Source organism: Streptomyces sp. SID5469, assembly GCF_009862865.1.
Lineage (GTDB): Bacteria > Actinomycetota > Actinomycetes > Streptomycetales > Streptomycetaceae > Streptomyces > Streptomyces avermitilis.
In genome coordinates, this window is sequence record NZ_WWIN01000001.1 from 339,187 (window position 1) to 363,229 (window position 24,043).

Annotated in this window: 19 protein-coding genes, 1 tRNA gene and 4 pseudogenes; 11 read left to right on the top strand and 13 right to left on the bottom strand. The window is 69.0% G+C overall.

From position 1 onward, the window contains the following. Window positions 1–84: 84 nt before the first annotated feature. The 3 genes and pseudogenes from GTY58_RS01545 to GTY58_RS01555 all read right to left on the bottom strand — a co-directional run. Window positions 85–549, bottom strand: coding sequence for a transposase family protein (locus tag GTY58_RS01545; RefSeq protein ID WP_010981726.1), 465 nt, complete (start codon window positions 547–549; stop codon window positions 85–87). Between the two features lie 125 nt (window positions 550–674). Continuing rightward, a pseudogene (locus GTY58_RS01550) lies at window positions 675–1,736 on the bottom strand (IS30 family transposase); the annotation flags it as partial. 3 nt (window positions 1,737–1,739) lie between these two features. Next, window positions 1,740–2,441 (bottom strand): annotated as a pseudogene (locus tag GTY58_RS01555) (IS21 family transposase); the annotation flags it as partial. Between the two features lie 292 nt (window positions 2,442–2,733). Here GTY58_RS01555 and GTY58_RS01560 point away from each other — a divergent pair. Continuing rightward, window positions 2,734–3,180: a hypothetical protein gene (locus GTY58_RS01560; protein WP_062804687.1), complete on the top strand. Its 447-nt coding sequence runs from the start codon at window positions 2,734–2,736 to the stop codon at window positions 3,178–3,180. Window positions 3,181–3,378: 198 nt separating this feature from the next. Here GTY58_RS01560 and GTY58_RS01565 read toward each other — a convergent pair. After that, a pseudogene (locus GTY58_RS01565) lies at window positions 3,379–3,654 on the bottom strand (transposase); the annotation flags it as partial. Between the two features lie 222 nt (window positions 3,655–3,876). Here GTY58_RS01565 and GTY58_RS01570 point away from each other — a divergent pair. Further along, complete coding sequence (locus GTY58_RS01570) at window positions 3,877–4,503, top strand: TetR/AcrR family transcriptional regulator C-terminal domain-containing protein (RefSeq protein ID WP_010981728.1); 627 nt, start codon at window positions 3,877–3,879, stop codon at window positions 4,501–4,503. Between the two features lie 115 nt (window positions 4,504–4,618). On the opposite strand, the gene GTY58_RS01575 is transcribed toward GTY58_RS01570, so the two are convergent. The 6 genes from GTY58_RS01575 to GTY58_RS01595 all read right to left on the bottom strand — a co-directional run bounded on the left by GTY58_RS01575 (window position 4,619) and on the right by GTY58_RS01595 (window position 10,238). Then, complete coding sequence (locus tag GTY58_RS01575; RefSeq protein WP_010981729.1) at window positions 4,619–5,968, bottom strand: ferric reductase-like transmembrane domain-containing protein; 1,350 nt, start codon at window positions 5,966–5,968, stop codon at window positions 4,619–4,621. Between the two features lie 206 nt (window positions 5,969–6,174). Then, window positions 6,175–6,519: a DoxX family protein gene (locus GTY58_RS01580; RefSeq protein ID WP_037653034.1), complete on the bottom strand. Its 345-nt coding sequence runs from the start codon at window positions 6,517–6,519 to the stop codon at window positions 6,175–6,177. A gap of 120 nt (window positions 6,520–6,639) precedes the next feature. After that, window positions 6,640–6,909, bottom strand: a complete 270-nt coding sequence (locus tag GTY58_RS39310) for a hypothetical protein (RefSeq protein WP_037653036.1) — start codon at window positions 6,907–6,909, stop codon at window positions 6,640–6,642. Next, a complete protein-coding gene (locus tag GTY58_RS01585; RefSeq protein ID WP_010981732.1) occupies window positions 6,906–8,483 on the bottom strand; it encodes an FAD-dependent oxidoreductase in 1,578 nt (525 codons plus the stop codon). Before GTY58_RS01585 ends, GTY58_RS39310 begins: the two co-directional genes overlap by 4 nt. Further along, complete coding sequence (locus GTY58_RS01590; protein ID WP_010981733.1) at window positions 8,480–9,385, bottom strand: alpha/beta hydrolase; 906 nt, start codon at window positions 9,383–9,385, stop codon at window positions 8,480–8,482. The genes GTY58_RS01585 and GTY58_RS01590 overlap by 4 nt, the downstream gene beginning before the upstream one ends. A 19-nt stretch (window positions 9,386–9,404) precedes the next feature. Then, the gene (locus GTY58_RS01595) at window positions 9,405–10,238 is read right to left on the bottom strand and encodes an alpha/beta hydrolase (RefSeq protein ID WP_010981734.1); all 834 of its coding nucleotides are present in this window, start codon (window positions 10,236–10,238) and stop codon (window positions 9,405–9,407) included. A gap of 1 nt (window position 10,239) precedes the next feature. Here GTY58_RS01595 and GTY58_RS01600 point away from each other — a divergent pair, with 1 nt between their 5' ends. Both GTY58_RS01600 and GTY58_RS01605 read left to right on the top strand, forming a co-directional pair. Then, complete coding sequence (locus tag GTY58_RS01600; protein ID WP_197586325.1) at window positions 10,240–10,482, top strand: hypothetical protein; 243 nt, start codon at window positions 10,240–10,242, stop codon at window positions 10,480–10,482. A gap of 41 nt (window positions 10,483–10,523) precedes the next feature. After that, on the top strand, window positions 10,524–11,540 hold the full coding sequence (locus tag GTY58_RS01605) for an alpha/beta hydrolase (RefSeq protein WP_010981735.1): 1,017 nt from the start codon (window positions 10,524–10,526) through the stop codon (window positions 11,538–11,540). 299 nt (window positions 11,541–11,839) lie between these two features. Here the strand turns inward: GTY58_RS01605 and GTY58_RS01610 are convergent, their stop codons facing one another. Continuing rightward, complete coding sequence (locus tag GTY58_RS01610; RefSeq protein WP_010981736.1) at window positions 11,840–13,078, bottom strand: IS256 family transposase; 1,239 nt, start codon at window positions 13,076–13,078, stop codon at window positions 11,840–11,842. A 1,681-nt stretch (window positions 13,079–14,759) separates the two neighbouring features. Here GTY58_RS01610 and GTY58_RS01620 point away from each other — a divergent pair. Continuing rightward, window positions 14,760–15,242: an SRPBCC family protein gene (locus GTY58_RS01620; RefSeq protein WP_159029057.1), complete on the top strand. Its 483-nt coding sequence runs from the start codon at window positions 14,760–14,762 to the stop codon at window positions 15,240–15,242. A gap of 628 nt (window positions 15,243–15,870) precedes the next feature. Next, window positions 15,871–16,812 (top strand): annotated as a pseudogene (locus GTY58_RS01625) (IS110 family transposase); the annotation flags it as partial. On the opposite strand, the gene GTY58_RS01630 reads toward GTY58_RS01625, so the two are convergent. Beyond that, window positions 16,765–17,919 carry a YbfB/YjiJ family MFS transporter gene (locus GTY58_RS01630; RefSeq protein WP_010981740.1) on the bottom strand — a complete coding sequence of 385 codons (1,155 nt, stop codon included), beginning with the start codon at window positions 17,917–17,919 and terminating at the stop codon, window positions 16,765–16,767. The pseudogene GTY58_RS01625 and the gene GTY58_RS01630 sit on opposite strands and share 48 nt — an antisense overlap. Continuing rightward, window positions 17,916–18,080 carry a hypothetical protein gene (locus tag GTY58_RS01635; RefSeq protein ID WP_154696709.1) on the bottom strand — a complete coding sequence of 55 codons (165 nt, stop codon included), beginning with the start codon at window positions 18,078–18,080 and terminating at the stop codon, window positions 17,916–17,918. The genes GTY58_RS01630 and GTY58_RS01635 overlap by 4 nt, the downstream gene beginning before the upstream one ends. Window positions 18,081–18,589: 509 nt before the next feature. Between GTY58_RS01635 and GTY58_RS01640 the strand changes: the two genes are divergently transcribed. The 5 genes from GTY58_RS01640 to GTY58_RS01665 all read left to right on the top strand — a co-directional run bounded on the left by GTY58_RS01640 (window position 18,590) and on the right by GTY58_RS01665 (window position 23,984). Next, window positions 18,590–18,661, top strand: a tRNA-Val gene (locus GTY58_RS01640). 116 nt (window positions 18,662–18,777) lie between these two features. Beyond that, entirely contained in the window at window positions 18,778–20,619 is a 1,842-nt protein-coding gene (locus GTY58_RS01645) for a DUF2207 domain-containing protein (protein WP_159029056.1), read from the top strand. Window positions 20,620–20,653: 34 nt separating this feature from the next. Continuing rightward, window positions 20,654–20,779 carry a hypothetical protein gene (locus tag GTY58_RS41210; protein ID WP_255344998.1) on the top strand — a complete coding sequence of 42 codons (126 nt, stop codon included), beginning with the start codon at window positions 20,654–20,656 and terminating at the stop codon, window positions 20,777–20,779. A 409-nt stretch (window positions 20,780–21,188) separates the two neighbouring features. Beyond that, window positions 21,189–22,772 (top strand): tetratricopeptide repeat protein, encoded by a 1,584-nt coding sequence (locus tag GTY58_RS40110; RefSeq protein WP_010981742.1) that lies wholly within the window; start codon window positions 21,189–21,191, stop codon window positions 22,770–22,772. A gap of 618 nt (window positions 22,773–23,390) precedes the next feature. Then, window positions 23,391–23,984: a YdeI/OmpD-associated family protein gene (locus GTY58_RS01665; protein WP_037652776.1), complete on the top strand. Its 594-nt coding sequence runs from the start codon at window positions 23,391–23,393 to the stop codon at window positions 23,982–23,984. Window positions 23,985–24,043: the final 59 nt, after the last annotated feature.

Sequence of the window (24,043 nt, forward strand, 5' to 3'; positions counted from 1 at the left end):
CTGCTGGAGCGGCACCTGCACCACCTGCCACCGCCCCCTGCCCAAAACATCCACCACCAGCCACAACCCAAGAGCCAGAGCAACCTAACGGAGCCCTACTAGTACCCGCGGAGTCGCTGCCGCCGGAAGTGGCAAGCGCATCAAGTGGAACAGCACGCTCGTCCGCGACAGCGGCACCTTCAGGATCTGCAGAAGCCGGGCGCCGCCGCGGCCGGCGAGCAGCACCCCGGCCATCTGCACCAGGTGCTGCAGCAGCGGGCTGCGGCGCTGATAGCGCACCGTCAGCCCCTCCACCTGCTCGGTGAACGTCCGCCGACCACAGCCCGGGCCGTCGCAGAACAGTCGCCGTACCGACAGCCCGATAACGACCGGACGGCCGCCGACAGCAACATCGGCCAGCGTGCGGCTATAGCGACTGTGCACCCGCGCGGAACCGCGGCCGCAGTCCGGACACGCCACCGTCAACTCCCGGGTGCAGGCTGCGATACGGACCACGCCGCCCGCCGCCCACACCCGTTCCACCCGCACCGCATCGAGATGCGGAGACACGATCCGTACGAGGTCATCACACTCGCCGACAATGCCGCGTCCTGTGACGGAGCGTCACCGGCGCACGGTGGCACACCCCAGCTTCACGGAAATCTTGCCAGGGCCACGTTCACTTGTACGCCGACACCGCGCTGCCAGGGGCTGTGCGGATCGGCGAAGTAGACCGGGACGCCGGTCTCGATCGTGAACTGGGCGTGCGCCGACAACTCCTTGCCCCGGTCCCAGGTCAGTGATCGCCATAGTTGCTCGGGCAGGGTGCCGATCGTCGCCGCAAGCGCATCCTTCATCGTCACCGCGCCGTAACCGGCCAGCGGCGGCCCGTTCTTGGTACGGGGAACGACGCCGTAGCCGTCCTGGCGGGGCAGGTGGACAAGCACCGTGTACCGGGTCGTGCGATCGACCAGCGTGCCAATCGCCGATCGCTCAAGTCCGATCAGGAGGTCGCCCTCCCAGTGTCCCGGTACGGCGCGGTCGTCGGCTTCGGCCGGCCGTTCGCTGATCAACACCTCGGGCGTGACGTGGGCCCACGCCTTCCGCTTGGACCGGGCACGAGGCACCCGCAGGGCTCTGCCGGTGCGCAGGCAGGCAACGAGCTCACGCTTGAGCGCTCCACGGCCTTCGACGAACAGGGCCTGGTAGATCGCCTCATGGCTGATCCGCATGGACTCATCATCGGGGAAGTCGACCTTCAGCCGGTTAGCGATCTGCTCCGGACTCCACGCCATGACCCATTGGCGGTCGCCGCGGTGCGGCTTGTTCCTCCCCTTCCACCGCGGGCTCTCCGGACCCAGGACCGTCCCGTCCGGGCGGCTGACCTGGCCGGACAGCCTTGCCTGCACGTAGTCCCGCAGCCGGTCGTTCGCGGCCAGCTTCGCTGTCTTCGGGCGCCGGGCCACGAGGTCGGCCTTCCACTGCGCGACCGAAGCCCGGTAGTCCAGCCGACCGCCACGGGTCGCGGCGTTGCGCCGCAGCTCCCGGGATACCGTCGATGGATCGCGGCCGAGACGTCGCGCGGTCTCCCGGACTCCGATGCCCTGCGCTTTGAGGATCGAGATCTCTTCACGCTCGTGAAAGGACAGGTACCGGCCGGACTGCGGAGCAAGATCCATTGGTGGCATGCCGCCACCGTGACAGAACCACCTGCAACCCGCCGCCTGGGATACGCCGACCGCAGCTGCCGCCTCCTCGGCGAGGCCGTCCCAGTGGGTCTCGTCCACGATGCGGGCGCCTCGGCCGACTGCCCTCGGATGGACGGCGAGCATCGTCTGACCGTCCCGGTCGGCGATGGTGGAGTGCAGTGTGACCTGGGACTTCGTCGCCCGGACCTCGACCAGCTGGCGAGGGCGGATCTTGCGGGCGGGGACCGAGTAGAGGTTCGCGTCGAAGGCGACCAGGCAGTCTTTGCCGACATGCCGCAGATGCCGCTGCGTGACCAGATACGGAGTTGTCGGCAGCGGCCGTAGAGCCGTGTGATCGCGCACGGCCCGGTGCCCGATGACCTCGCCGTGGGTGCCATGGACCTTCGCTCGCCGCAGTGGCACCCAGGCGGCGAAGGCCGCGTTGATCTCCTCGATGGAGGAAAAAGCCCGCCCGGCGAGCACATGGTCCCGGACGATGCCGACCTGGCGCTCGACCCGTCCTTTGCCCTGGGGCCGGTAGGCGGCCAGCACGTCGACGTCGAAGTCGTAATGCCCCGCGAAGGCGACCGCTTCCGGGTGCAGCGGGACCGCCTCACCGGGAGCAACGTGCCGGCGCACGACCGTCTTGGTGCGGTCGTAGACGATGCTCATCGGCACCCCGCCGAAGTGCGCGAACGCCAGCCGGTGACAGTCGAAGAACGTCGCCAGATCCTGGCCGGTGGTGAAGCAGCAGAACGGATCACGCGAATAGGCCCCGGTCCTGAACGCCTGGGCAGCCGAGGGGATCACGGACCTCCGGGAGATCACCAGCAGCCACATCACCGCCGTCCTCGATGGGACCGAAGCCGCCCGCCGGCATTCGGTCCACCCCCCGCTCCGGTCGCTCTTTCGCGCGCTGCGCCGCGAACGCAAGATCTTCCGCGACCCCGCCCGCCACATCACCCTGACCACCGCTCCACGGCTCCCGGCCCCGCTGCCGAGCGACACCCTCAAGGGTCTCCTGACCCGCGTCGAGGACGCCCGAAGCCAGCTGATCATCGCCCTCGTGGCCATCCACGCCCTCACGCACGAAGACCTGCCGCGCCTGCTCCTGGACGACCTCGACCGAGCCCGGGGACGACTGCGCGTCCGCCGCCCCGGACGCGCCGACCACTACATCTACCTCGAAGAGATCACCACCGCCCTGGCCACCGCCTGGCTGCGGCAGCCCCATCACAGCTGGCCACGGACCACGAACCCGCACCTCCTCGTGAGCCGCATCTCTGCCACCGATCCCACCAAGCCGATGCTCAGCACCGAGGTCACCAAGACCGTGTTCGAACGCGCCGGCCTCCCCGCGCGCCGACTGCGCGAGGACCGCATCTACGACGAAGCCCGCCATACAGCCGACCCGGTCCACCTGATGCGGCTGTTCGGCCTGGGCAAGGCCACAGCCATGAAGTACGTCACGGCCACCCACCCAGACAAGCGCCCGGACCCGATCGCCCCTTGAACGGTGAGGCGGACGGCCCCACCCCGTCAGTGCGCGCTTGGCCGGCGGCCTGAGGATGGTGGCTGCCGCAGGCGGCCGTGGGCGCTGTGCCGAAGCGCGATAGTTGTCACCAGCCGCCCTGGCGGATCTTGACGCGCTGGGCTGTCCGCTGCCGGACACGGCGGCAAGGGTTCGCAGTCGCGGACGGTGCTGAGCTGGTAGGCCGCGCTCGCGCAGGGAGCGCAGGAACTGAGTCCAGAACACCTGGGTCTCGCTGTCGCCGACCATCATTCCCAGCACCTCGCGGCCGCCGTCCTCGGTGATCCCGGTGGCGATCACCACCGCCCGCGACACGATCTGGTGCTCGACACGGGCTATGCAGCAGGTCGCGTCCAGGTACACGTACGGGAACCGGACATGCTTCAAATGGCGGCTGCGGAATGCAGTGAGCTGACAGTCCAGGTCCTGGCAGACCCGCGAGACCTCGCTCTTGGAACATCAGTCCTTGGCGTTCACCCGCCCGCCGTCGAACTCCATAGGAGCGGTCACCGGTGGGTGGATCGAAGGGGGCGCCGCCACTCCATGCCCAACCGGCGATCTCCAAAATGGATACGGTGTTGCTGTTATGGTTCTAGCCGAGGAGGTGGGCGTTCAGTGGCACCAGCTGGTCCTATGCGAGCGGCCACGGCATCGGCTCGGGGCCCGGGGCGTCCGCCCGTGCCGCTGGAGCGCATCGTCTCCACCGCACTGCAGATCGTGGACGATGAAGGGGCCGACGCTCTCTCGATGCGGACGCTGGCCCAGCGCCTGGGCTCGGGCACGGCGACGCTGTACCGGCATTTCGACAACCGGGCAGCGCTGGTCGCCCATGTCGTGGACCGCATGTTCGGCGCCGTGGAACTGAATGGCGACGAACTCCTCGCGATGGGCTGGCAGCAAGCGCTGCGGACGGTCGCGCATACCATGTTCGAGGCACTGGCCCGGCACCGGAACGCGGCGCGCCTGCTGGTCGAAGAGATACCCCTGGGGCCGAACGCCATGGCGCTGCGGGAGCACTGTGTCGCGGCGCTGCTCGACAGCGGCTTCCCGCCGCGACTGGCCGCGCACGCGTTTGCCACCCTCTCCCGCTACGTCCTCGGATTCGCCATACAGGTCAACGGTCATGGCGGCGGCGGGCAACTCGCGGACGCACAAGTGTCCGCCGTCTTCCAGAGTGTCGATCCAGCCTTGTTCCCGGCCACGGTTACCGTCGCCGGGTCGATGCCCGTTCCGATCGAGGACGAGTTCTCCTTCGGACTCGAACTCCTTCTCAGCGGGCTCGCCCACCTGCGCGACGACGCCTGACCAGCCAGGACGATGCGAACCTGAGCCGCCCGCCTACGGGGTCATCTCGGCCGGCATGGAGCGTCGCCACAGTTGCTGGTGCTAGAGCGCGTGATCTCGTGTGGTCGGCGGCTCGTCAGCGGAAGGCGAAGTGCTCGGCGTGGAGATGCTGGCGGGGGACGCCCTGGCGGTGGAGGCCGCGGGTGAGGTTTTCGATCATTGAGGCGGGGCCGCAGAGGAAGACGTGCGTGTCGGGGGTGATCGGTCCGGCCTCGGCCTGGATTCTTTCGGCGGTCAGACGGCCGTGGCTGCGGCTGAACGTCGGGTGGAGCCGGAACTCGGGGCGGTGTGCTGCCGCTGCGGTGAGTTCCGAGAGGAACGGTGCGTCTTCGGCGGTGGCGGCGCAGTAGAAGAGGTCGGTTTGGGCCGGCTCCGCACCGGGGTGGGTGAGCCAGCCGAGGAAGGGCGCGATACCGATGCCGCCCGCGATCCATATCTGCCGGGGTCCGCCGAGGGTGTGGTCGAACATGCCGTAAGGACCCTTGAGGGTTGCGGGGTGTCCTTCGCTCACGTCCGTGTAGAGGCCGCGTGTACCGCGGCCCAGGGCCCGGATGGTGAGGCGTACCGAGCCGTCGGCCTGCGTTCCGGCGACGCTGAAGGGGTGTTCGTGCCAGCCGCCGACCCGCAGGTAGACGAACTGGCCTCCGGTCACGGGAAGCGCCGTCTTGCCGGTGGGCGTGAGGGTGAGGTCGAGGATGTCGGGTGTCGGCCGCTCGACGCGGTGGATGGTGTAGTCCGCCCGGGGTTCCCTGTGCCGTAGCACCAGTTCGTCGTAGGCGTAGGCGGTCATGCCGACGGTGGCCATGGTGACGTAGATCGCCAGGAGGGGCGTGGATCCGTTGATGATGAGATCGAGGAACCAGCCGTGCAACAGCGCCGACAGGAGCAGCAGGCCGGTGAGGCGGTGCAGGAACAGCCAGCGCTCGTAGGGCAGTCGGAGGATGCGGCCGACCTGGCCGAGTGAGATGAGGACGAGCAGCAGCAGGCCGATGGCGGAGACGGCACCGAGGAGATGGCCCATCCCTACCGACGCGGTCCGGTGGGCGTAGCCGTACTGGCTCCCGTCGAAACCGGAGAAAAAGTGGAGGAGCAGGTGGGGGGTGAGCAGGAGTATGGACCATACGGCGTACCGCTTGTGCTGGCGGTACATGCGGTCCAGGCCGCCGAACCACTGCTCCAGCCACATCAGGCGGGTGGCCAGCACCAGGGTGCAGGACATCAGGTAGGCGGACAGGACGCCGGCGAACTCGCCGACGAAATAGACAGCGCTGAGGCCCTCGGGCCTGAGCCAGTCCCAGGCCAGGTAGAGCATGACCGCTCCGGTCGTGACCGACAGGGGTCCGACGTGGCGCTTCTTCAGGCGCGGGTCCAGGGGGGCGCGCGCGATCCGGACAGCGTAGATCGCTATCACGATCAGGACGGGCATCGTCTACCCCCCGGGGGTCGGCACTGTGGACGGAGGGGCGCTGGTGAAGTCGGGCGGACCGTTCGGTCGCGGCTTGAGCGCCATCAGGCCCAGGTGGCCGCGGTTCCTGCCACTCTAATACTGGCTACACTGTAGCCGTTTATCTGCTTTCAGGGCGACTGCTGGCGCTGCCCATCCGTGGAGGCGTGGACTCGATCGGCAGCGCTTCAGGCGAACAAGGCCGCGAGGTATGACGCGACAAGCACCGCGCACACGGCGGCGGGCACGAGTTTGGCAACCGGGTCGCCCTGGCGCAGGTGCACGACCACAGCTCCGGCAAGCAGCAGGAGAAGCCCGGCCCCCGCGAGGCCGCCGAGCGGCGGCACGGCGAGGCCGAGCACCACGCCGGCGACTCCTGCCAGTTGCAGCACGCCGATGCGGCGGTAAGCGGCGACGGAGAAGCCGGTCTCGGCGGCCAGCTCACGTGCCTTCGGCAATGCGAGTGTGTTGAGCACTCCGCTTGCCCCGAAGATCAGGGCGATGAGGCAGGCGAGGGTGATGGTCAGGATCATGAGGGTACTTCCAGGGTGTCGGCGTCGTGGCGGCGTTACGAGGCTGTTATGGGATGGGTCGGGCACGGTCGAGTTGCCGCCGGGCGCATCGCTCGGCGACCAGACGGGCGATTTGGTCGATCAGGTCGGGGCTTGTCGCCGACCGTCCATTCCTGCGCGCAGCGTGCCCCGCCCCCGGCCCGGAGCCGGGGAGTTCCTCCTGCTCGCTGGCCGTGACGTCGGCTCCGCCCCGCAGATCGCGCTCGGGATGGTGCTCCAGGGCGTCGCGCAACAGCCGTCCAGCGCGGGCTGGCTGATGACGATGCGCTCGGAGAAGTCGACGACCTCGGCGTCCGGCCGGTGCGGCGTCATCGTGATGACGTGCGCCCCGCGCAGCAGGGTGCGGCTCATGCAAGGGGGTAGGTGTGGCTCGGCTGGGACATGGTGCGGGTCTTTGCCTGCGGCGCCATTGCCCGCACGGCCGCTTGTGTGGTGGTGAGGAAATCCCGAGTGGCGATGTGCCCGAGGTAGCCGTCGGGACGGATCAGCAGCAGTGTGTCGCCAGTCAGGCCGTAGGCACTCTGCAGCGTGTTCTTGGGGTCGGAGAAGGCGCGGCCGCCGCCCGCGGCCGATCCGACGGTCAGCCGCTTCAACTGGGCGCCCGTCGTCGGCCAGTCGAGGAGTTCGAGGTCCCGGGCGGCGCCGGGGCCGTAGGCGATGGCGGTGAAGTGCGGTCCCTGGAAGAGGTTGAACAGGCGGGTCTCGGCGCCGTCGGCGCCGAGCAGTTGGGCGTCCGGGGCGCGGTCACCCACGTGCAGCGTGCCGGTGCGCATGCCGTCGGGGGCGAGCGGGCCGCCGTAGTAGGTCAGGGAGAGCTGCTGCTCGTCCTTGCCGCGCTTCATGCTGGAGGGGTCGAGCTTGGCGATGCCGCCCCACTTCTCCGTAGACAGGCCCAGGACCCCGGCGGCGATCGGCTGCCGCTCGGCCTCGTAGGTCTCCAGCAAAGCCGGGTCGGCTCCGGCGAGGACCTGGCCGAGCTTCCAGCCGAGGTTGTAGCCGTCCTGCATACCGGTGTTCAGACCCTGGGCACCGGCCGGCGTGTGGACGTGCGCGGCGTCGCCGACGAGGAAGACACGTCCGCGGCCGTAGTGCTCCGCGAGACGGATGTTGGGCCGGAACACGGACTTCCAGTGGATCTCGTGCAGCTGGATGTGCCGGTTGCGGGTGTGGGAGTGGATCCGGTCGATGATGGCGCCGATCTCCTGGGGCGGCTTCTCGTCGGGCGTGAGCCGGATCATCCACTGGAACATGTCGCTGTCGGGGATGGGGCAGGCGCCGATGAGCTTGCCGCCGAGGCCGGGCCACATGTGCCACCGGTTGCGGGCCAGGCCACTGACCGAGGCGTCCACGATCAGCACGCGGTCGGACTCGTCCGTCGTCCCCACGAAACCGATGTCGAGCTGCTTGCGCACCGCACTGGAGCCGCCGTCGGCCCCCACGGCGTAGCGGGCGACGATCTCCTCGACCCCGTCCGCGCCCACCACCTTGGCGACCACCGTGTCCTCGTCCTGCGTCAGCTCGGTCAGCTCCTTGCCGAACTCGACCTCGCGGCCGAGCTCACTGAGCCGGGCGTGCAGGGCGCGGTCCGTGCGGAACTGCGGGATCAGCCAGGTGTTCGGGTACGGGACGTCCGGGGTTGCCTCTTTGTGGGGGAACATCTTCCACGGCACACCGATGGGTCCTGCATGGAGCCCGAGCTTGGGATAGGTGTCTCCGCCGGCCAGCACGTCGTCGAGAGCGCCGAGGTCTTCGAGGACTTCGAGGCTGCGGGGCTGGATGCCCTTGGCGCGCGAGCCGTCGAAAGCGTGGGGGGACCTGTCGACGATCCGGACGTCGAGGCCGCGGCGTACGAGGTCGATCGCCAAGGCGGAGCCCGAGGGGCCGGCACCGATGATCAGTACGTCGATGGCCTGCGGGTTGTTCATGAGTCGAGCCTTTCGGTGCGTGCGGACACGAACGGGACGAGCTGATCGGCGACGTCGCGAGGCCGTTCATAGGGGGCCATATGCCCGCATTTGTTAATTACGTGATGTTTCTGGGGCTTCAGCAGAGCGCGCGCTGTGTCGAACTGCGTCAGCGGCGTGACGTCGTCCTCGTCGCCCCACAGCAGCAGCGTCGGAATACCCAGGGCCCCCGTCCGCCGGAAGAGGTCGTCACGGCCGGTGAAAGGCAGGTGCTGCAGCGTGTCGAAGACCGCGTACAGCGAGCCCTCGAAGCGGAAGGCGTCGAGGACCATCTCGGTCAGTTTCCCGCCGAGCTCGGGGTCGCGGACGTTGTGCCCCAGGTGTCCTTGAAGTATCTGTCGGCCGCGCCGCCGGGCGATGAGGTCGGCCAGCCAGTCGTTGCGCAGCAGTCGGTGGGGGGAGGTCAGCTGAGGTTTCGCAAGACCGGCAGGGCCCACAATGGTGAGCGTGGACAGCGATGAGCGGTACTGGGCGGCGTACGTCATGCTGACCAGCGCGCCCATGGAGGTGCCGACCAGGTGCAGGGGCCGCGCCGTCAGGCCGAGCCGGTCCGTCAGTTCGGCCAGCTGTCGCGTGAACAGCGTCTCGTCGTATCGCGCCTGTACCCGGTCGGAGTAGCCGCGGCCGTAGGCGCTGCAGGTCAGCGTGCGCAGCCCGCGGGCGTGCAGCTCGCTGACGAGGCCGTCCCAGTAGAACAGCGGGATGGTCAGACCGCCCGCCATCAGGACCACTTCTCCGTCCTCGGGCCCCGTCAACTCGTAGTGGGTGACGCCGTCGGACAGCTCGATGAAACTGCCGCGCAGCGCCTTGCGCGAGTCGGCGGTGAGCTTGCGGTCCTCGACCGAGGCGACGAAGTACTTCATGGAACGGGCCTCCTTGCCCTCAGTTCGCGGGTGTGTCGGCGCAGGAGCCGAGGAACGTCGCGATCGCGTCCGCGACCCACTCCGGTTCCTCCTCCGGCAGCAGATGTCCGCCGTGGGGGTGGACGAGCTCCTGGGCGCCGGGGATGTCGCGGGCGAAGTGCTGGCCGTCGATGCTCGCGCTGCGCAGCACCAGCGTGGGCACCGTGATGCGGGGGATCTGCGCGCTGCGGTCCGGCTGGTCGGTGTTGCAGAAGTCGACGAAGGCCGAGCGGTTACCGGGGCGGCTCATGAGCTGATGGGCGCGGTCCACCATGGCGTCGTCCACGATCTGCGAAGACGGCCCGACGCTCTCGCGCAGGCTGCGCTCGATGGCTCCGCGCGGCATCACCCGCCTCAGCAGGGGCCGCACCAGCGGGTTGCGGGTCAGGCGCATTCCCGCGGGCACCGTCTTCTCCGGGTAGCCGGTGGCATTGACCAGTACCAGGCCGGTCAGCCGCTCCGGATGATCCAGCGCAACGTTCCAGGCGATGTTGCCGCCCAGGGAATTACCGGCCAACGCGTAGCACGGCACGCCCAGCGCCTCCAGGAAGCCCGTCACCGTCGCGGCGTACGCCGGAACGCGGTAGTCGCGGTCCGGGCGCGGGCCCGTCAGCCCGAACGCCGGCAGGTCGGAACGGATGACATCGAACGACTCCGACAGCAGATCCGTCGCGCGGTCGAAGTGCTGCAGGGACGAGGCACTGCCGTGCAGCAGCACGAGAGCCGGGCCATGCCCAGCACGCTTGTAGTGGATCCGCAGGCCGTCCACCACGACGAACCGGGAGTCGGGCTGGGGTTCAGACCAGGTACTCATAATGGATACACTGTTACCGATAAGGTGGACGTGTCAAGCGGAAGCCGTTGTCGCGGGCGCGGCGCTCTGCCTCGGCCGACTCCTGCGCGACAGCCCTGAACGCGACGACGCCGAAGTGGCCGACCAGGTCGCCGAGGATCTGCTGCGGATGTTCGGCCTTCCCGGCAACGAGGCCCACGAGATCTGCCGGCAGCCACTGCCCGACCTGGAGACCGCGGCCGACCGGCAAGGCGCCACCGCTTGAAGCCGAGAACCGCGACCATCCGAACGAAAGGTGCGCAGTACATGACACTCCGACGCGTCCTCAGCGGACTGAGCGCCGCAGCAACCCTCGGCGCTGCTGCGGCGATCAGCACACGTCGCCGCGCTCTGGCGGCAGTCCCCCACGAGCTGCGGCACCCAGTGCTCTTCCTTCCGCTGAACTTCGGCAACCCGGTCACTCTGGCCATCGCTCGCCGCCTCGTGCCCTTGGTGGGAGCCGCCACCAGGCCCGGCGTCCGCGTCGAGCGGCGCACGCTGCCGGCCACGACCGACGACCTCCCCGTCGGGGTGCTCACCTACCAGGCATCAGGCCAAGCGCCGCGCGCAGCGCTGCTTTGGATCCACGGCGGAGGAACCGTCATGGGTGCCGCTCGGCAGGAGAACACCTGGTGCAGCCGCGTTGCCGACGAACTCGGCGCTCTGGTCGTCAGCGTCGACTACCGCCTCGCACCCGAAAATCCGTACCCCGCAGCTTTGGACGATTGCTTCAGGACGCTCCGCTGGCTTCACGCCAACGCCGCCGCCCTCGGCGTCGATCCCGCCCGCATCGCCGTCGGCGGCGAAAGCGCCGGAGGCGGACTCGCCGCCGCCGTAGTCCAGCGCGCCCACGATTCAGGAGTGCCGGTCCGGTTCCAACTCCTCCTCTACCCCATGCTCGACGACCGCACGGCTCTACGCGTCGACCCTCCCAACAGCGCCATCTATACGTGGACCCCGGACTCCAACCGCTTCGCCTGGACCTCCTACCTCGGCCGCCCGCCACAGGACCGCGACGATCGCCCCTATATTGCGGCGGCAAGGCGTAGGAACCTCGACGGGCTGCCGCCCGCGTGGATCGGTGTGGGCGACATCGACCTGTTCCACGACGAAGATGTTGACTACGCCCGACGCCTGAGCGAGGCCGGCGTCGCCTGCGAGCTGCGGCTCGAATCAGGTATGTACCACGGTGCTGATGCCTTGCTCGACGGCAAAGCACCTTCAATGACCGCTTTCCGCACTGCCGCCCTCGACGCTCTGCGAACTGCCCTGGCAAAGCCCTGACCGCCCCGGACATGCCAAACCAGCCTCGGCGACCAGGCCAGCTCGGTCAGTCGCGAGCAGGAAGGGCGCGGCCAACGCCTTCTCGGCACCCCGTGCGCTCGAACACGCGCGCCGTCGAACCAGTCATCGCATGCCGCTCGAAGCTGATCTTCGACGAACAGCAGGTGACAGAAAGGCTGAGCACTGGCCACAGGTGACAAGTAGCGTGCCCTGATGGTGACAACCATCGTGCTTGAGGTCCAGCGGTCACGTCCGCTGGAGTGGTGTATTGACGGCCACTCGGTGATCTCGTTTTGAGGCTATGCGGTGAGTTCGGTGGGCAGTTCGGTCTCGTCGGTTTCTGACTCGATCGGGTGGAGGCGGGCCTTGGCGAGGAGCTCGCGGCCCATGTAGCGGCGGGCCTCGGTCCACTCGTCGTTCTGCTCGGCCAGCACCGCGCCGACCAGGCGGATCAGGGCGGTGCGGTCGGGGAAGATGCCGACCACGTCGGTGCGGCGGCGGATCTCCTTGTTCAGGCGTTCTTGTGGGTTGTTGGACCAGATCTGCCGCCAGATCTCACGTGGGAACGCGGTGAACGCCAGCAGGTCGTGCTGAGCGGCAACCAAGTGGGCGGCGGCCTTGGGAAACTTGGCCTCCAGGGCGTCCAGCACGTGGCGCATCTGGGCCTGGACGGCGTCGGTGTCGGGCTGTTCGAAGACGGTCCGCAGCAGCGTGGCCACCCACGGCTGGGCGGACTTGGGGACCTGGCTCAGCAAATTTCGGGCGTAATGCGTGCGGCATCGCTGCCAGGATGCTCCGGGCAGGACGGCGCCGATCGCGGCGACCAGACCGGTGTGGGCGTCGGAGACGACGAGCTGGACACCTTTCAGGCCGCGGGCGGTCAGGGAGCGCAGGAAGGCGAGCCAGCCGGCGCCGTCCTCGGCGGTGGCAACGTCGATGCCGAGGATCTCGCGGTGCCCGTCGGCGTTGACCCCGACCGCGATCAGCGCGTGGACGTTGATGATACGGCCGCCCTCGCGGACCTTCTGGGTCAGGGCGTCCACCCGGACGAACGCGTAAGGGCCTTGGTCCAGGGGCCGGTTGCGGAACTCGGCGACCCGCTCGTCCAGGTGCTTGGCCATCGCGCTGACCTGGGACTTCGACAGCTGGGTGACGCCGAGGGATTCGGCGAGTTTCTCGACTCTGCGAGTGGAGACGCCGAGCAGGTAGGCGGTGGCGACCACCGAGATGAGGGCCTGTTCGGCCCGTCGGCGTCGTTCCAGGAGCCAGTGCGGGAAGTAGCTGCCCTGGCGCAGCTTGGGGACGGCGAGTTCGACGGTGCCGGCGCGGGTGTCCCACTCGCGTGGGCGGTAGCCGTTGCGGTGGTTGACGCGTTCGTCGCTGACCTGCCCGTATTCGGCGTTGCAGAGGGCGTCGGCCTCCGCGGACATGAGCGCGTCGGCGAACGTCTTGACCATCGCGCGCAGCAGGTCGGGACTCGCCGCGGCGAGGTTGTCTTCCGCGAGGGCATGCAGGGGCAGACTGTCGGGTGCGGTCATCGTGCTGATCTCCTTCGAGGCTTCGACACTTCGAAGATCAGCCGGTGGCCGTTCATCTATGCGGGCCTCATCCCGACGCCGGAGCAAACCCCCGGATCAGGTCGAACCCGTACACCACTTCCCTGGACGCAACCGGTAGGTGAAGACCAGGGGAGGGTGCGATGGCCGTCGCTGTCAGTGTGCTCGGGGCGGGGCAGGCCGCCAGGGCAAGGCCAACCTGATGCGCTTCCGCCGGGGTTGGTACGACTGTCTGTCCCGACGGGCGGATGCGTTGTTCGAGCTGACCGACGCCCTGCCGGCAGCCGGTCCGGTCATTTCCCTGCCCTACCTGTCGCTCGACGGGCTGCACCGGCGTGGTCACGGCAGCACCTATGCGGCCCTGGCCGACGGCTGCGTGGATGCCGAAGCGGCACGTGCGCTGTTGGCCGGCTCGCTGCCCCGCGTCATGTCCGGTCTTCGGGGTGGACGTGAGCGTGTGGGTCCGCAGCGACGCGGAGTGCTCACCCGGACGCGGCTACTACTACCACCCCTCCAGGCACTCGGCGGGACAGCCGATCGTGGCTGGCTGGGCTTACTCCTGGCTCGTCGGCCTGGAGTTGAAGACGAACTCGTGGACCGCTCCGGTCGATGCCAGGCGCCTGGTCCCGGGCGAGAACCCGAACACGGTCGCCGCCCGCCAGATCCGCGGCCTGCTGCAACAGAGTCCTGAACTGTGCCTGCAGGCACCGCTGTTCGTGTTCGACGACGGCTATGACTCCGTCCGTCCGGCCCTCGAGCTCACCGCCGTTCCGGCCCAGATCCTTGTCCGGGTCCGGTCCGACCGGTCCTTCTACGCCGACCCGCCGCCCCGGCGCAGGACGGCTGCCGGACGGCCGCGCCGCCACGGCGCGAAATTCGCCTGCCCCGACCCCACCACCTGGCCGGCCCCCGGACGCCGTCCACACGTGCACGGACGAGCAGTACGGAGCAGTGACCGTGCAGATGTGGCACCGCCTGCACGCCAAGACCCAGCAGCACGACGGCCACGGCAGCCGCGGCCCCGCCCCATCATCCCCGGCACCCTGGTCCGGCTCACCGTCGACCGGCTGCCCGGCCGGAACCGAGCACCGAAGACCTTGTGGCTGTGGTGGACAGAACCACCCGGCCATACCCCCGATCCGGACCTGCTCTGGCGGGCCTACACCCGCCGCTTCGACGTCGAACACACCTTCCGCTTCGCCCGCCAGACTCTGAACTGGACCCTGCCCCGGCCCCGCACCCCTGAGCAGGCCGACAGGTGGACCTGGCTGGTCATCGCCGCCTACACCCAACTTCGCCTCGCCCGAACCCTGGTGGCCGACCACCGACTGCCCTGGGAGAAACCACTGCCGCCAGCTCGGCTCACACCCGGCCGTGTCCGCCGACGATTTCGTCACGTTCAAGCAGTAGTGGGAACACCAGCCAACCCGCCACAACCCTGCGGACGCTCCGCAGGCCGTCCACCGGCGAGGGCCCGCACCCCGCCACCCCGCAGTCAAAACAGCCGCAAGACCCGCGACTCACCCCCCGCAGGGATAAAAGCGAAGCTTAGACACTCCCGCCGACGGGACGCGCGCTCGTGGTTGGCAGAGCGGAATAAATCCAGGCCGAGAGGTGGTTGCCGGGTCGAAGCATTCAGCCTGCAACGTTCCATGGAGCCACCGTGATACGCATCGAGGTCACCCAGCCTGTCAATGACTCAACTCAGCCAGATCAACACCGTCTTGACCGCGACGGGCTGTGGGCCGGTCTGCTCAGCAAAGCCGAGAACGCCGTCCCATTCGTCGCTGGCATGACGGAGTGCACTGTGCTGGAACGCACGGACGAGAGCCTGGTACGCGAGGTGGTCGTGCGTGGTGAGCGAATCCGTGAGGATGTCGCCTTCCAGCAAGGGCAGCGTGTCAGTTTTCACCGTGAGGATGACCGCGCCACCTGGATGATCCACAACGAGATCGGTGAGGACGAATCCGGCGCCCTCACCCTGACCTTCGCCAGCGAGATTCTGTTCCATGGCCAGGGTGCCGAAGTGGAACAGGACAGCGAGGCCATCGCGGGCATGCGCGCGAGCACGCTCCAGACCGTACGGAACACCCTGGACGTCATCCGGCGTTCGGCAGCAGCTGGTTCCACGGGAGCAGCCGCATAAACGTAGTTCCATGCTTCACGGGTGGGTCGGTCAGGTCTGTGGCCAGCGTGGATGGGTCACTTCGATGCCGAGGAGGTCGAGTAGATGGACCTGGACGCCGCGGGTGATTACCACGGTTGGCGGGTCGGTGGCAGTGCCGGTCCCGCAGCCAGAGTTCACCGAGGTGGCAGAGGATCATCCGGCCGGTCGGCCGTGCACGCCGGTTGTCGGGATACAGCCCGGGCATGGTCTGGTCATGGCTCAGCGCGCGCCGGACCTGGCGCTCGATCAGGCAGAACACCAGCAGGGCCACGCAGATCACCTGGATGAGTGCGGCGACGCGGCCGTTGTGCTGGACGAAGACCGGGGTGACGGCGAGAGGGCCTTTGAAGTCGCTGTTGAACCGCCGACTTGTATGGGGGTAGCGGGACGCGGTCGGGTTGGCCGCTCGTAGCGTGCCGTAGGACGCCGGGCCGGGTGACTCGTGAACCGTCTGCCGCTCTTCGGGGCTGGCTCTCCCGGGGTATGTCGCCGGTCCGGTGTCCGTCCGCGGTCTGACTCAACAGAGGCGTGTCCCGGCCGGTTGGTTCCGGAAGTCGGCGTGTCGGCCGTGGATGCCCTGTCGTCCGACCGTGAGGAACACTGTCCCGTGATACTGCTCGGTGTTGACCCCCACAAGTCCACCCACACCGCCACCGCCGTCGAGCTGGAATCAAACCAGCAGGTCGGGACGATGCGGATCGAGGCGAGCCTGACGGACTACCGGCGGCTGCTGGCCTGGGCCAAGCGGTGGCCGCAGCGGAAGTGGGCGGTGGAGAACGCCAACGGATTGGGCCGGCATCTCGCTCAGTGGCTCATCGCCCGCGGCGAGAGCGTCGTCGACGTGCCTGCCGCGGCGACCAGTCGGGTGCGCGAACTCTCCCGTGGCGGACGGCGCAAGAACGACCAGATCGACGCCGCGGCCGCCGCCACCGTCGCCTGTTTGCAGGGAGACGGACGGGATGTCGAGCCCGAGGACCACACCACGGCGCTGGCTCTCCTGGACGAACGGCGTGTGAACCTGGCCCAGGCCCGGGTCCGCACGGTCAACCAACTCCACGCGCTGCTGCGTGATCTGCTGCCCGGCGGCGCCCCGACCCAGCTGTCCGCGGACTTGGCCGCCAAACTGCTGCGGTCCGTCCGTCCCGCTGGCGACGTCGAGACCGTCCGCAAGGACATCGCCTGGGATCTGGTCGCCGAGATCCGGAAACTGGACAAGCAGCTCACGGACAATGCTGCCCGGATGCAGAGCCTTGTGGAGGCATCGGGCAGCGCACTGATGGACACCCCGGGCATCGGGCCGGTCATGGCCGCCCGGCTGATCGGCCGCACCCGACAGGCTCACCGATTCCCCACCTCGGCGGCGTTCGCGAACTACGCCGGTGCCGCCCCGGTGGAGATCGCCAGCGCGGACAAGGCCCGCCACCGGCTCTCCCGCTCCGGCGACCGTCAGCTCAACTCCGTCCTCCACACCATCGCGGTTGTGCAGATACGCATGCCGAACTCACCCGGACACGCGTACTACCAGCGCAAACTCTCTGAGGGTAAGACGGCGAAGGAAGCGAAGCGGTGCCTGAAACGCCGCCTGGCCGACCACGTGTGGCGCGTCATGATCGCCGACGAGCGAAAAGCCAAGTCCCTCCCTGCCCATGGGACTTGACAAGACACAGAGGCACCCCGGGTTCGGTAGAGATCTCAGGTTGTGGTTGTGACCTGGGGTTTCGTGAGTTCGGTGTAGCCGGGCCAGACGCATCCACACTGCGCACGAGGGCAGCGCGGCCAGGCCGACCACGATCCAGGCGCCGCTGCCGATCCAGCCGGGGGCACCTTGCTGGAGGGCGGCGACCAGGAAGGTGCCGGCGATGATGTACCCGATGCCCTCAAGGACGTAACTGGTCAGCAGGGCGGTGAACCAGCGGTGCGTGCGCGGCCGTTCGGCCGCAGCGGTGGCGGCGGGAGCCGTGGCCGCCGCGCCGCGTGGGACCAGATTCCAAGCGGCGACGGTCAGCAGCACGGTGAGCACGGCGCAGGCGAACCAGGCCGTCTGCCAGGAGCCGGCCTGCTGCACCGCCACCACCATCAGCCCGGACAGGGCGATACCCGCGCCGACCCCGCCGAAGGCCCAGCCGGTCATGTGCGCGGCGAGCCCGGCCAGCATGGCACTCGTAGCGATCATGAAGACGAGGGCGCTGGCCGCGCCCGCGATCAGCCGCAGTGCCCACCAGGCGCCGCTGTCGTGGGTCAGGGGCATCAGAGATAGGGACGCGGCCAGGACCAGCAGTCCGGTACGCAGGGCGGCCGTCGAGCGGAGCAGCGCGGGGGCGGCGATGCCGAGCAGGGCTATGTGGGGCTGGAAGGCGGTGTGGATGACCGGGCGCAGACTCAGGCCGCGCAGGGCGAAGACGGAGGCGATGGTCCAGGCGAGGACGGCGATGCCGGTGGCGACGGTGCGGCCGTCGGCGGGGGAGGCGGACCACACCATGCCGACGCTTGCCGCTCCCCAGAGGCTGTAGGTGATGCGAGCGCCGGTGCTGTGGAAGAAGCCGCCGACCAGGCCGAACAGGCCGACCGCCTGCCAGAAGGCGTAGACGGCGGATCCGCTGACGGCGAGGCCGTCGGTGTGCTGGGCGATGTACGTGCGGATCGGGGTGTCGATCACTGCCCAGAAGCTGTTGGAGGTCTCGACGCCAGCTGGGTCTCCGGGGTCGCGGTGGCGATCCGGTGGGCCACGGCGGAGACGATGTCGTCGGCGGCGTCCAGCATGATGATGAACGCGCACACGCTGGCCAGGCTGAGCGCCGCCTTGATCCAGTTGGCCATCCCGTGCCAGCCCGCGAACCGCGCGTGCCGGACGTCTTCCCATCGCCAAGCCGACGGGTTCGCGGATTCTCGGGGTGGAATCGCGGGGAACCGGAGGGGGACGTGGCGCCCGCTGGCGGAGTAGCCGACGGGTTGGGGTGTGAGACTGGTGAGCTCGCATGTTCAGGTGTCGCGTATTCGCGGCCGAGCCCAGATGGGGCTCGCGCTGATTGATCTGCGCGAGCTCGGCGGCACCCGGCAATCTGCTGGTCGGCGATTGGCATGATGGGCAGCGGCAAGTCTCAGGTGTCTCTAGAGGAGCGACTATGGCGTTCGAGACCGGAGTCGCCGAACGGGACCGGGGCCCTTCGTACGGTGCGGCATCGGGATTACGCGTCCTCCCCCTTCGGTGCTTCGGAGCGCCGCAATCGTGTCGAACCCGGCCGTCAGCAGGAGCGCGGCCGCGATGCCGTGGGAGCCCGCGGCAGCCGCGATCACCCAGAGGAGCAGCGGGACTTCAGTCCGTTCCCGGGCGATTAGCTCAGTGGGAGAGCGCTTTGTTCACGCCGAAGAGCTCACTGGGTCGAACCCAGTATCGCCCATCGGGAAAGAGCCGGTCCGCATGATGCGGACCGGCTCTTTATTGTCGGTCCGCGGCCGGGATACGCTTCCGATCTTCGTGGGGCTGGGGAGGCCCCGTGATGTGGGGGGTGTTTCCTTGAGTGCCGCAAAAGACGAGAGCCCCAGGGACATTTGGACCCTGGCCCGCAGACGCAGGATCAACGACCCGCTCGCGATCACCTTTGTCACGCTGTTGCTCGGCGGTCTCGTCGCGCTCGGCTGGGTGAGCGGGAACGTGGAGCGCGTCAACACCATGTGGGTGGGCGCCGAGGTCGCCGCGGACGGCAGTGTTCGGGTCACCGAGGTCATCGACTACGACTTCGGGTACCCCGACGCGACTCGGCACGGCGTCTACCGCGACGTGCCGGGTCTGTACAGCGACCAGGAGACCGCCAAGGTCGTCGCGACCATGGATGGCCACCGCGTTCCGTGGGAGTTCGACGCGGGCGACTACTACGAGGAGCCGGACGGCCGACGGGAGATCGCCACCCGCGTCAAGGTGGGCGACCCCGACCGCTCCGTCACCGGCGTGCACCGGTACCGCATCGAGTACACGCTCACGGACGTCGTGAAGAACGGCAAACTCGCTTGGGACGCCGTCGGCACGGGATGGCGGGTGGACCGCTCCGACGTCGAGATCCATGTCGTGGCGCCCTACGACCTCACCGGCACGCGCTGCGTGCAGGGCACCAACGGGTCGGAGGACGGATGTACGGCCAAGAAGGCCGCACCCGGCCACCTCGCCGTCACGCTCGACAAGCTCAAGGGGCGTGAGGGCGTCACTCTGTACACCTCCCGTGGGGCGAAGCTGACCGGCGCGAAGCCCGCCCTGCCCGCGCTGCCCTCCGGGAAAGCCGTCGGCGCCGCCGTCCCGCATCCGCTGTGGGTGGGCCTGCTCGCCTTCCTCTTCGCCCTGGCCTGCGCCCTGGTGACGGTTCAACTGCTGCGCTTCCTCGGCCGTGACCGGATCGCCGAGGAGGGCACTGACGGGGCGCCCGGCAGGACCCGGCGTGTGGACCTCGACCGGCGCGCCGCCTCGCTCACCCCGTCCCTCGTGCCCCCCGAGGGATTGACCCCGGCCCAGGGCGGGATCCTCCTCTCCGAAGGCGTAGGGCACCACCACAAGGTGGCCTGGCTGCTGGGCGCGGCCGCCGACGGCCACATCACCGTCGAGGGGACCGACCAGCACCCCACGCTGAGACGCCGGGATCCGGCCGACGCCCCGGCGGACCCGGTCGCGAGAGTCGTCTTCGGCAGCATCTTCTCGGGGCGCGACACCTGCACCCTGGGCTGGTACGACCCGCAGTTCAGGTCGGCCTGGGAGAGTCTCACCCGCGCGCTGGAACAGTGGCAGGCGGACAGCGGCCTGTGGGACGCGGCCGCCGCGCGTCGTTCCCGTCTCGGACGGCCCGTCGGCCTCGCCGCCACCTTGCTCGGCTTTGTCGTCGCAGGGCTCGGAGCCTGGGTCGGCGGCGGCCGGAACGCGGTCGGCTGGCCGATCCTCGCCGTAGGCCTGATCGCCGTGAGTGTCGGCTACGCGCTGCGGCGGCGCTCCTGGGAACTTGAGACCCGCAGCCCTCGCGGCGCCGCCCTCTGGCTCCGGACCGAGGCGTTCCGGCGTTACCTCGCCGACCCGGCCGCGCTCCAGGCGGACGAGCCCCTGGACGAGGAACGGATGGAGCTGTACACGGCCTGGGCGGTGGCCCTGGACGTGGGCCAGGCCTGGGAGAAGGCGATCGCCGACTCGACCACCGTCCCCGAACACCGGTCGGCCGTGACCTCCCGGATTGCCCCGGCCCTGGCCGTGGGCCTGCTCCTCCACACCGCGCGCGCCAGCACCGCCCCGGCGTCCAGCAGCGGCGGTGGCGGAGGAGGTGGAGGCGGTGGTGGTGGTGACGTCGGCGGTGGCTCCGGGGGCGGCGGCGGCGGCTCCTGGTGACGTCACCCGTGTAACGAAGGCGCCCGCCTTCGCAGTGCTCGGCGCGAACTCCCGCTTTGGCCTGGTGATGGCCGCAGGCTTCGCCGCCGGCGCGGTGCTGGGCGTGCTGCTCCTGGGCGTGTTCTCGGACCTGGTCCTTTTATCCCCGTGCTGGCAGTGATCCTGCTCGCCTCGGCGGTCAAGTTCGCCCGTCACGACTGACGGGGGCATGGCCGCCGCTCAGCGGGGGCTTGATCAATCTCAGCGTGGAGGCCGCCGGGTGGATCCAGCCCGTCGACACCTTGCGAGCAGCCGGTCGGCCGGTATCGCACCGTCACCGTGGCGCTATTCAAGCTCGCGGAGGTCCGAGCGCTGCAGGATCAACCTCAAGGACGCGCGAGGCTCAGCGGAACCAGCGTGAATATCTGCGTTTCACCGTCTGTGGTCACCGGGGGCATATCGGCTCCAGGTTCCGCCGGCTTCGGTAACGGGCCGTGCGGGCAGTCTGTCGGTCCCATTTGGGTCACCGGTCAGCACGGAACAGCGATAGGTGCGGGTAGAACCTGGGGGGCCAGGAGTTCCTGGACGCGATGGCGCGGCGCAAGCAGGTCGATCCGACGATGGCGTTGCTGGAGACCGCGATCAAGGCGACGGCGAAGGGCGGCATCGGCAAGCTGCGCCAGCGCAGCCGGGGCCAGGTGCCGTACTACGAGGAGTACCCGGCGCTGAAGCGGGAGACGTGGCGCCCCGACATCCGGGCCGCCGTGCTCGCGAACCAGCGCGTGGGCCTGCACCGCAAGCTGATGAAGACGGCGGCCGCCGCCGACCTCTACCCGACCTCCATCGGCACCGACGCGATCGTCTACCCCTCGCCCGGCCCGTCCCCGCTGGACATCCTGCCGCTCACCAACGAAGGCAAGCCCGTGCCGGGCACGTTCCGGCTCGGTGTCTCGCTGATCCGTTCCGCCGTACGCAACGCCGACGACACCACCGATGACCGCTGGAGTGAGCGCGACTGGCAGCAGGCTGCGCAGCGCGCCTTCACCGCCCTTGGCGAACAGCACCGCAACTCCCCCGGCTCGGTAGGCTGCTGCTGGTTGCCTGCCTGCGCCAGGGCCTGCGCCTGGCCCGCGACCACCGACTGGACCTCGGCTGGCTCATCCCGGCGGCCTGGACCTGCGTCAGCGACTCCGTGTGGGAACCCCCTCGCCCCACCCGACACCGACAGCACGGGACTGGACACGGCCGCCGACGCCCTGGTCGAACTCCTCAGCGCGCTCGCCCGCCGTCAGCACCAGCACCGCTCGCGCACCGTCGCCCGCCTCACCACAGTCATCAACAGCCGCCTGCTCCCTGACGACCTGCAGCACATGGCTCTGTACTACCGGGCCAAGGCCCACCGCGATCTTGGGGACAGCCCGGCCTCCCGCGCGGGCATGCAGGCCGTCGCCGACAGCCAGGGCCGCCTCGCCCCCGCCGCCCGACGCGGACTTGCCCATCTCGCCCGCATGGCCGGCGACTTCCCCACCGCCCTCACCACCGCCCACACCCTGGGCTGGGAAGGCCGCCACCACCGCGTCCAAGGCGACACCTGGTGGCCCCACGGCGACATGGACCGCGCCGCCGCCGCGTACGCCGCCGCACGCGACGAAGCCGAACACCACGGTGTCACCGGTGAGCGCGGCAACAGCCAGGCCCACCGCGCCTTCGCCCTGGCCTTCACCGACCCGGCCGTCGCCGACAGCGAGCTCGCCCTCGCTGAGCAGCTTCTGGCCGGTGTGGATCTACGCGCCACCACCCTGATCACCCATATCGCGGCGCTCGCCCGCGACGCCGGCCGCACCGACGCCGACATCGACGACCGCGCCCAGGTGCTGCGCGCTGAGATCCGTACAGCGGGCGTGACATACACCGAGCTCGCCCTGGACCTCACCCTCGCCTTCCACCACGCCGTCCGCAACGACCAGGACCAGGTGGCCACGACGATCGCCTGGCTGCGCGAGAACACCCGCAGCGGCGCCTTCCCTTACTACAGCGAGATCGCCGCCTTCATGGCCGGCCTGCCCCTGCCCCAGGCCTCCAGCACTCGGTGGATCGACGACGAACCGGCCACCCGCCAGCGCTGGCACGCCCTGGTCACCAACCGCCGACAGCACCTCCACACCCAGCGATAGCCCAAACGCCCGCCCCTGCGGCGGTGCCGCTCGGTACAGATCGGGCTCGGTGTCGCGGCTGGGTAGGGCCGTCATGACGTCCGGCTGGTCAGGTCAAGCAGTAACGATGATCCAAATAGAGAGACCGGCTCCAGCCGCCGGCGATGACGCCATGGAGCGCGATCCACACCACGTACAGCCGGATCTTCCGCAGGCGGGAAAACGCGCACGCTGCTTGTCGGACGTCGCTTGCAGGGCAGGCTCAATGCCGAGATCCGGGAACTGCTCCGCGACCTTCTTCCGCAGCCCTCTCGCCTGTCCAACGTGAAACGCGCAGCGCTCATGGAACTTGAGGCAGGCGAACACTCCGTAGAGCCCAAGCACCATCATCGGAACGAGCATGGATGGGCGAAGGCCAATCTTGGCGATGAAACCCAAACCCGCTGTCGGCGCCTTCCGTCGGCCAGCCGCTCAACACGCGCGACGGACACCCCGTCGAGGTTGAGCAGCAACGTCGTATCGTTGACCAAGCCCGTGGCTCCTGCATGATCGTTCTGCGTCGAAAACAGAGATGATCAAGCAGGCCCACGGGCATCCCGCATCCGGGGCCGTGCCGAATGTCTCATGACAATCGGCCGGGTGTGGTTCGCTGCTGGGGTGACTCAGGACTTGGAGATCGTCGCATTCGAATCCGCCGAGGCATTCCAGGCATGGCTCGGCCAGAACCACGCCGTTTCACCCGGCATCTGGCTCAAGCTTCGCAAGAAGGGCCCCGGTATCGCCGCGCTGGACTACACCCAGGCGCTCGACGTGGCACTCTGCTACGGCTGGATCGACGGCCAGAAGGCAAAGTTCGACGACCAGTGGTGGCTCCAGCGGTTCACCCCGCGCAAGCCGCGCAGCAAGTGGTCCAAGGCCAACCGGGACAAGGTGGCCGCCCTGATCGAGCAGGGCCGGATGCATCCGCCGGGACAGGCCGAGGTGGACCGCGCCAAGGCAGACGGCCGCTGGGAAGCGGCCTACGACGGCGCGAAGACCGCCACGGTGCCGGACGACCTCACGGCGGCCCTGACCGCCGACCCGGCCGCGGCGGAGTTCTTCGAGACACTGGACCGGCAGAACCGCTACGCGATCCTGTACCGGATCCAAGACGCCAAGAAGGCCGAGACCCGGGCGCGCCGGATCGAAAAGTACGTAGCGATGCTGGCGAAGGGCGAGAAGCTGCACCCGTAGTCACGGAGAGGGACCGTGGCCTGTGCTGCCCTGGACTCCCGGCGCGCCTGCGGCCCCGG

What these genes read in the sequence shown, in the direction of transcription:
- GTY58_RS01575 (WP_010981729.1), bottom strand. Translation starts at nt 5,968, where the DNA reads ATGCCCGTCCTGATCGTGATAGCGATCTACGCTGTCCGGATCGCGCGC.
- GTY58_RS01580 (WP_037653034.1), bottom strand. Translation starts at nt 6,519, where the DNA reads ATGATCCTGACCATCACCCTCGCCTGCCTCATCGCCCTGATCTTCGGG.
- GTY58_RS39310 (WP_037653036.1), bottom strand. Translation starts at nt 6,909, where the DNA reads ATGAGCCGCACCCTGCTGCGCGGGGCGCACGTCATCACGATGACGCCG.
- GTY58_RS01585 (WP_010981732.1), bottom strand. Translation starts at nt 8,483, where the DNA reads ATGAACAACCCGCAGGCCATCGACGTACTGATCATCGGTGCCGGCCCC.
- GTY58_RS01590 (WP_010981733.1), bottom strand. Translation starts at nt 9,385, where the DNA reads ATGAAGTACTTCGTCGCCTCGGTCGAGGACCGCAAGCTCACCGCCGAC.
- GTY58_RS01595 (WP_010981734.1), bottom strand. Translation starts at nt 10,238, where the DNA reads ATGAGTACCTGGTCTGAACCCCAGCCCGACTCCCGGTTCGTCGTGGTG.
- GTY58_RS01600 (WP_197586325.1), top strand. Translation starts at nt 10,240, where the DNA reads ATGGATACACTGTTACCGATAAGGTGGACGTGTCAAGCGGAAGCCGTT.
- GTY58_RS01605 (WP_010981735.1), top strand. Translation starts at nt 10,524, where the DNA reads ATGACACTCCGACGCGTCCTCAGCGGACTGAGCGCCGCAGCAACCCTC.
- GTY58_RS01610 (WP_010981736.1), bottom strand. Translation starts at nt 13,078, where the DNA reads ATGACCGCACCCGACAGTCTGCCCCTGCATGCCCTCGCGGAAGACAAC.
- GTY58_RS01635 (WP_154696709.1), bottom strand. Translation starts at nt 18,080, where the DNA reads ATGGCCAACTGGATCAAGGCGGCGCTCAGCCTGGCCAGCGTGTGCGCG.
- GTY58_RS40110 (WP_010981742.1), top strand. Translation starts at nt 21,189, where the DNA reads ATGGCGCGGCGCAAGCAGGTCGATCCGACGATGGCGTTGCTGGAGACC.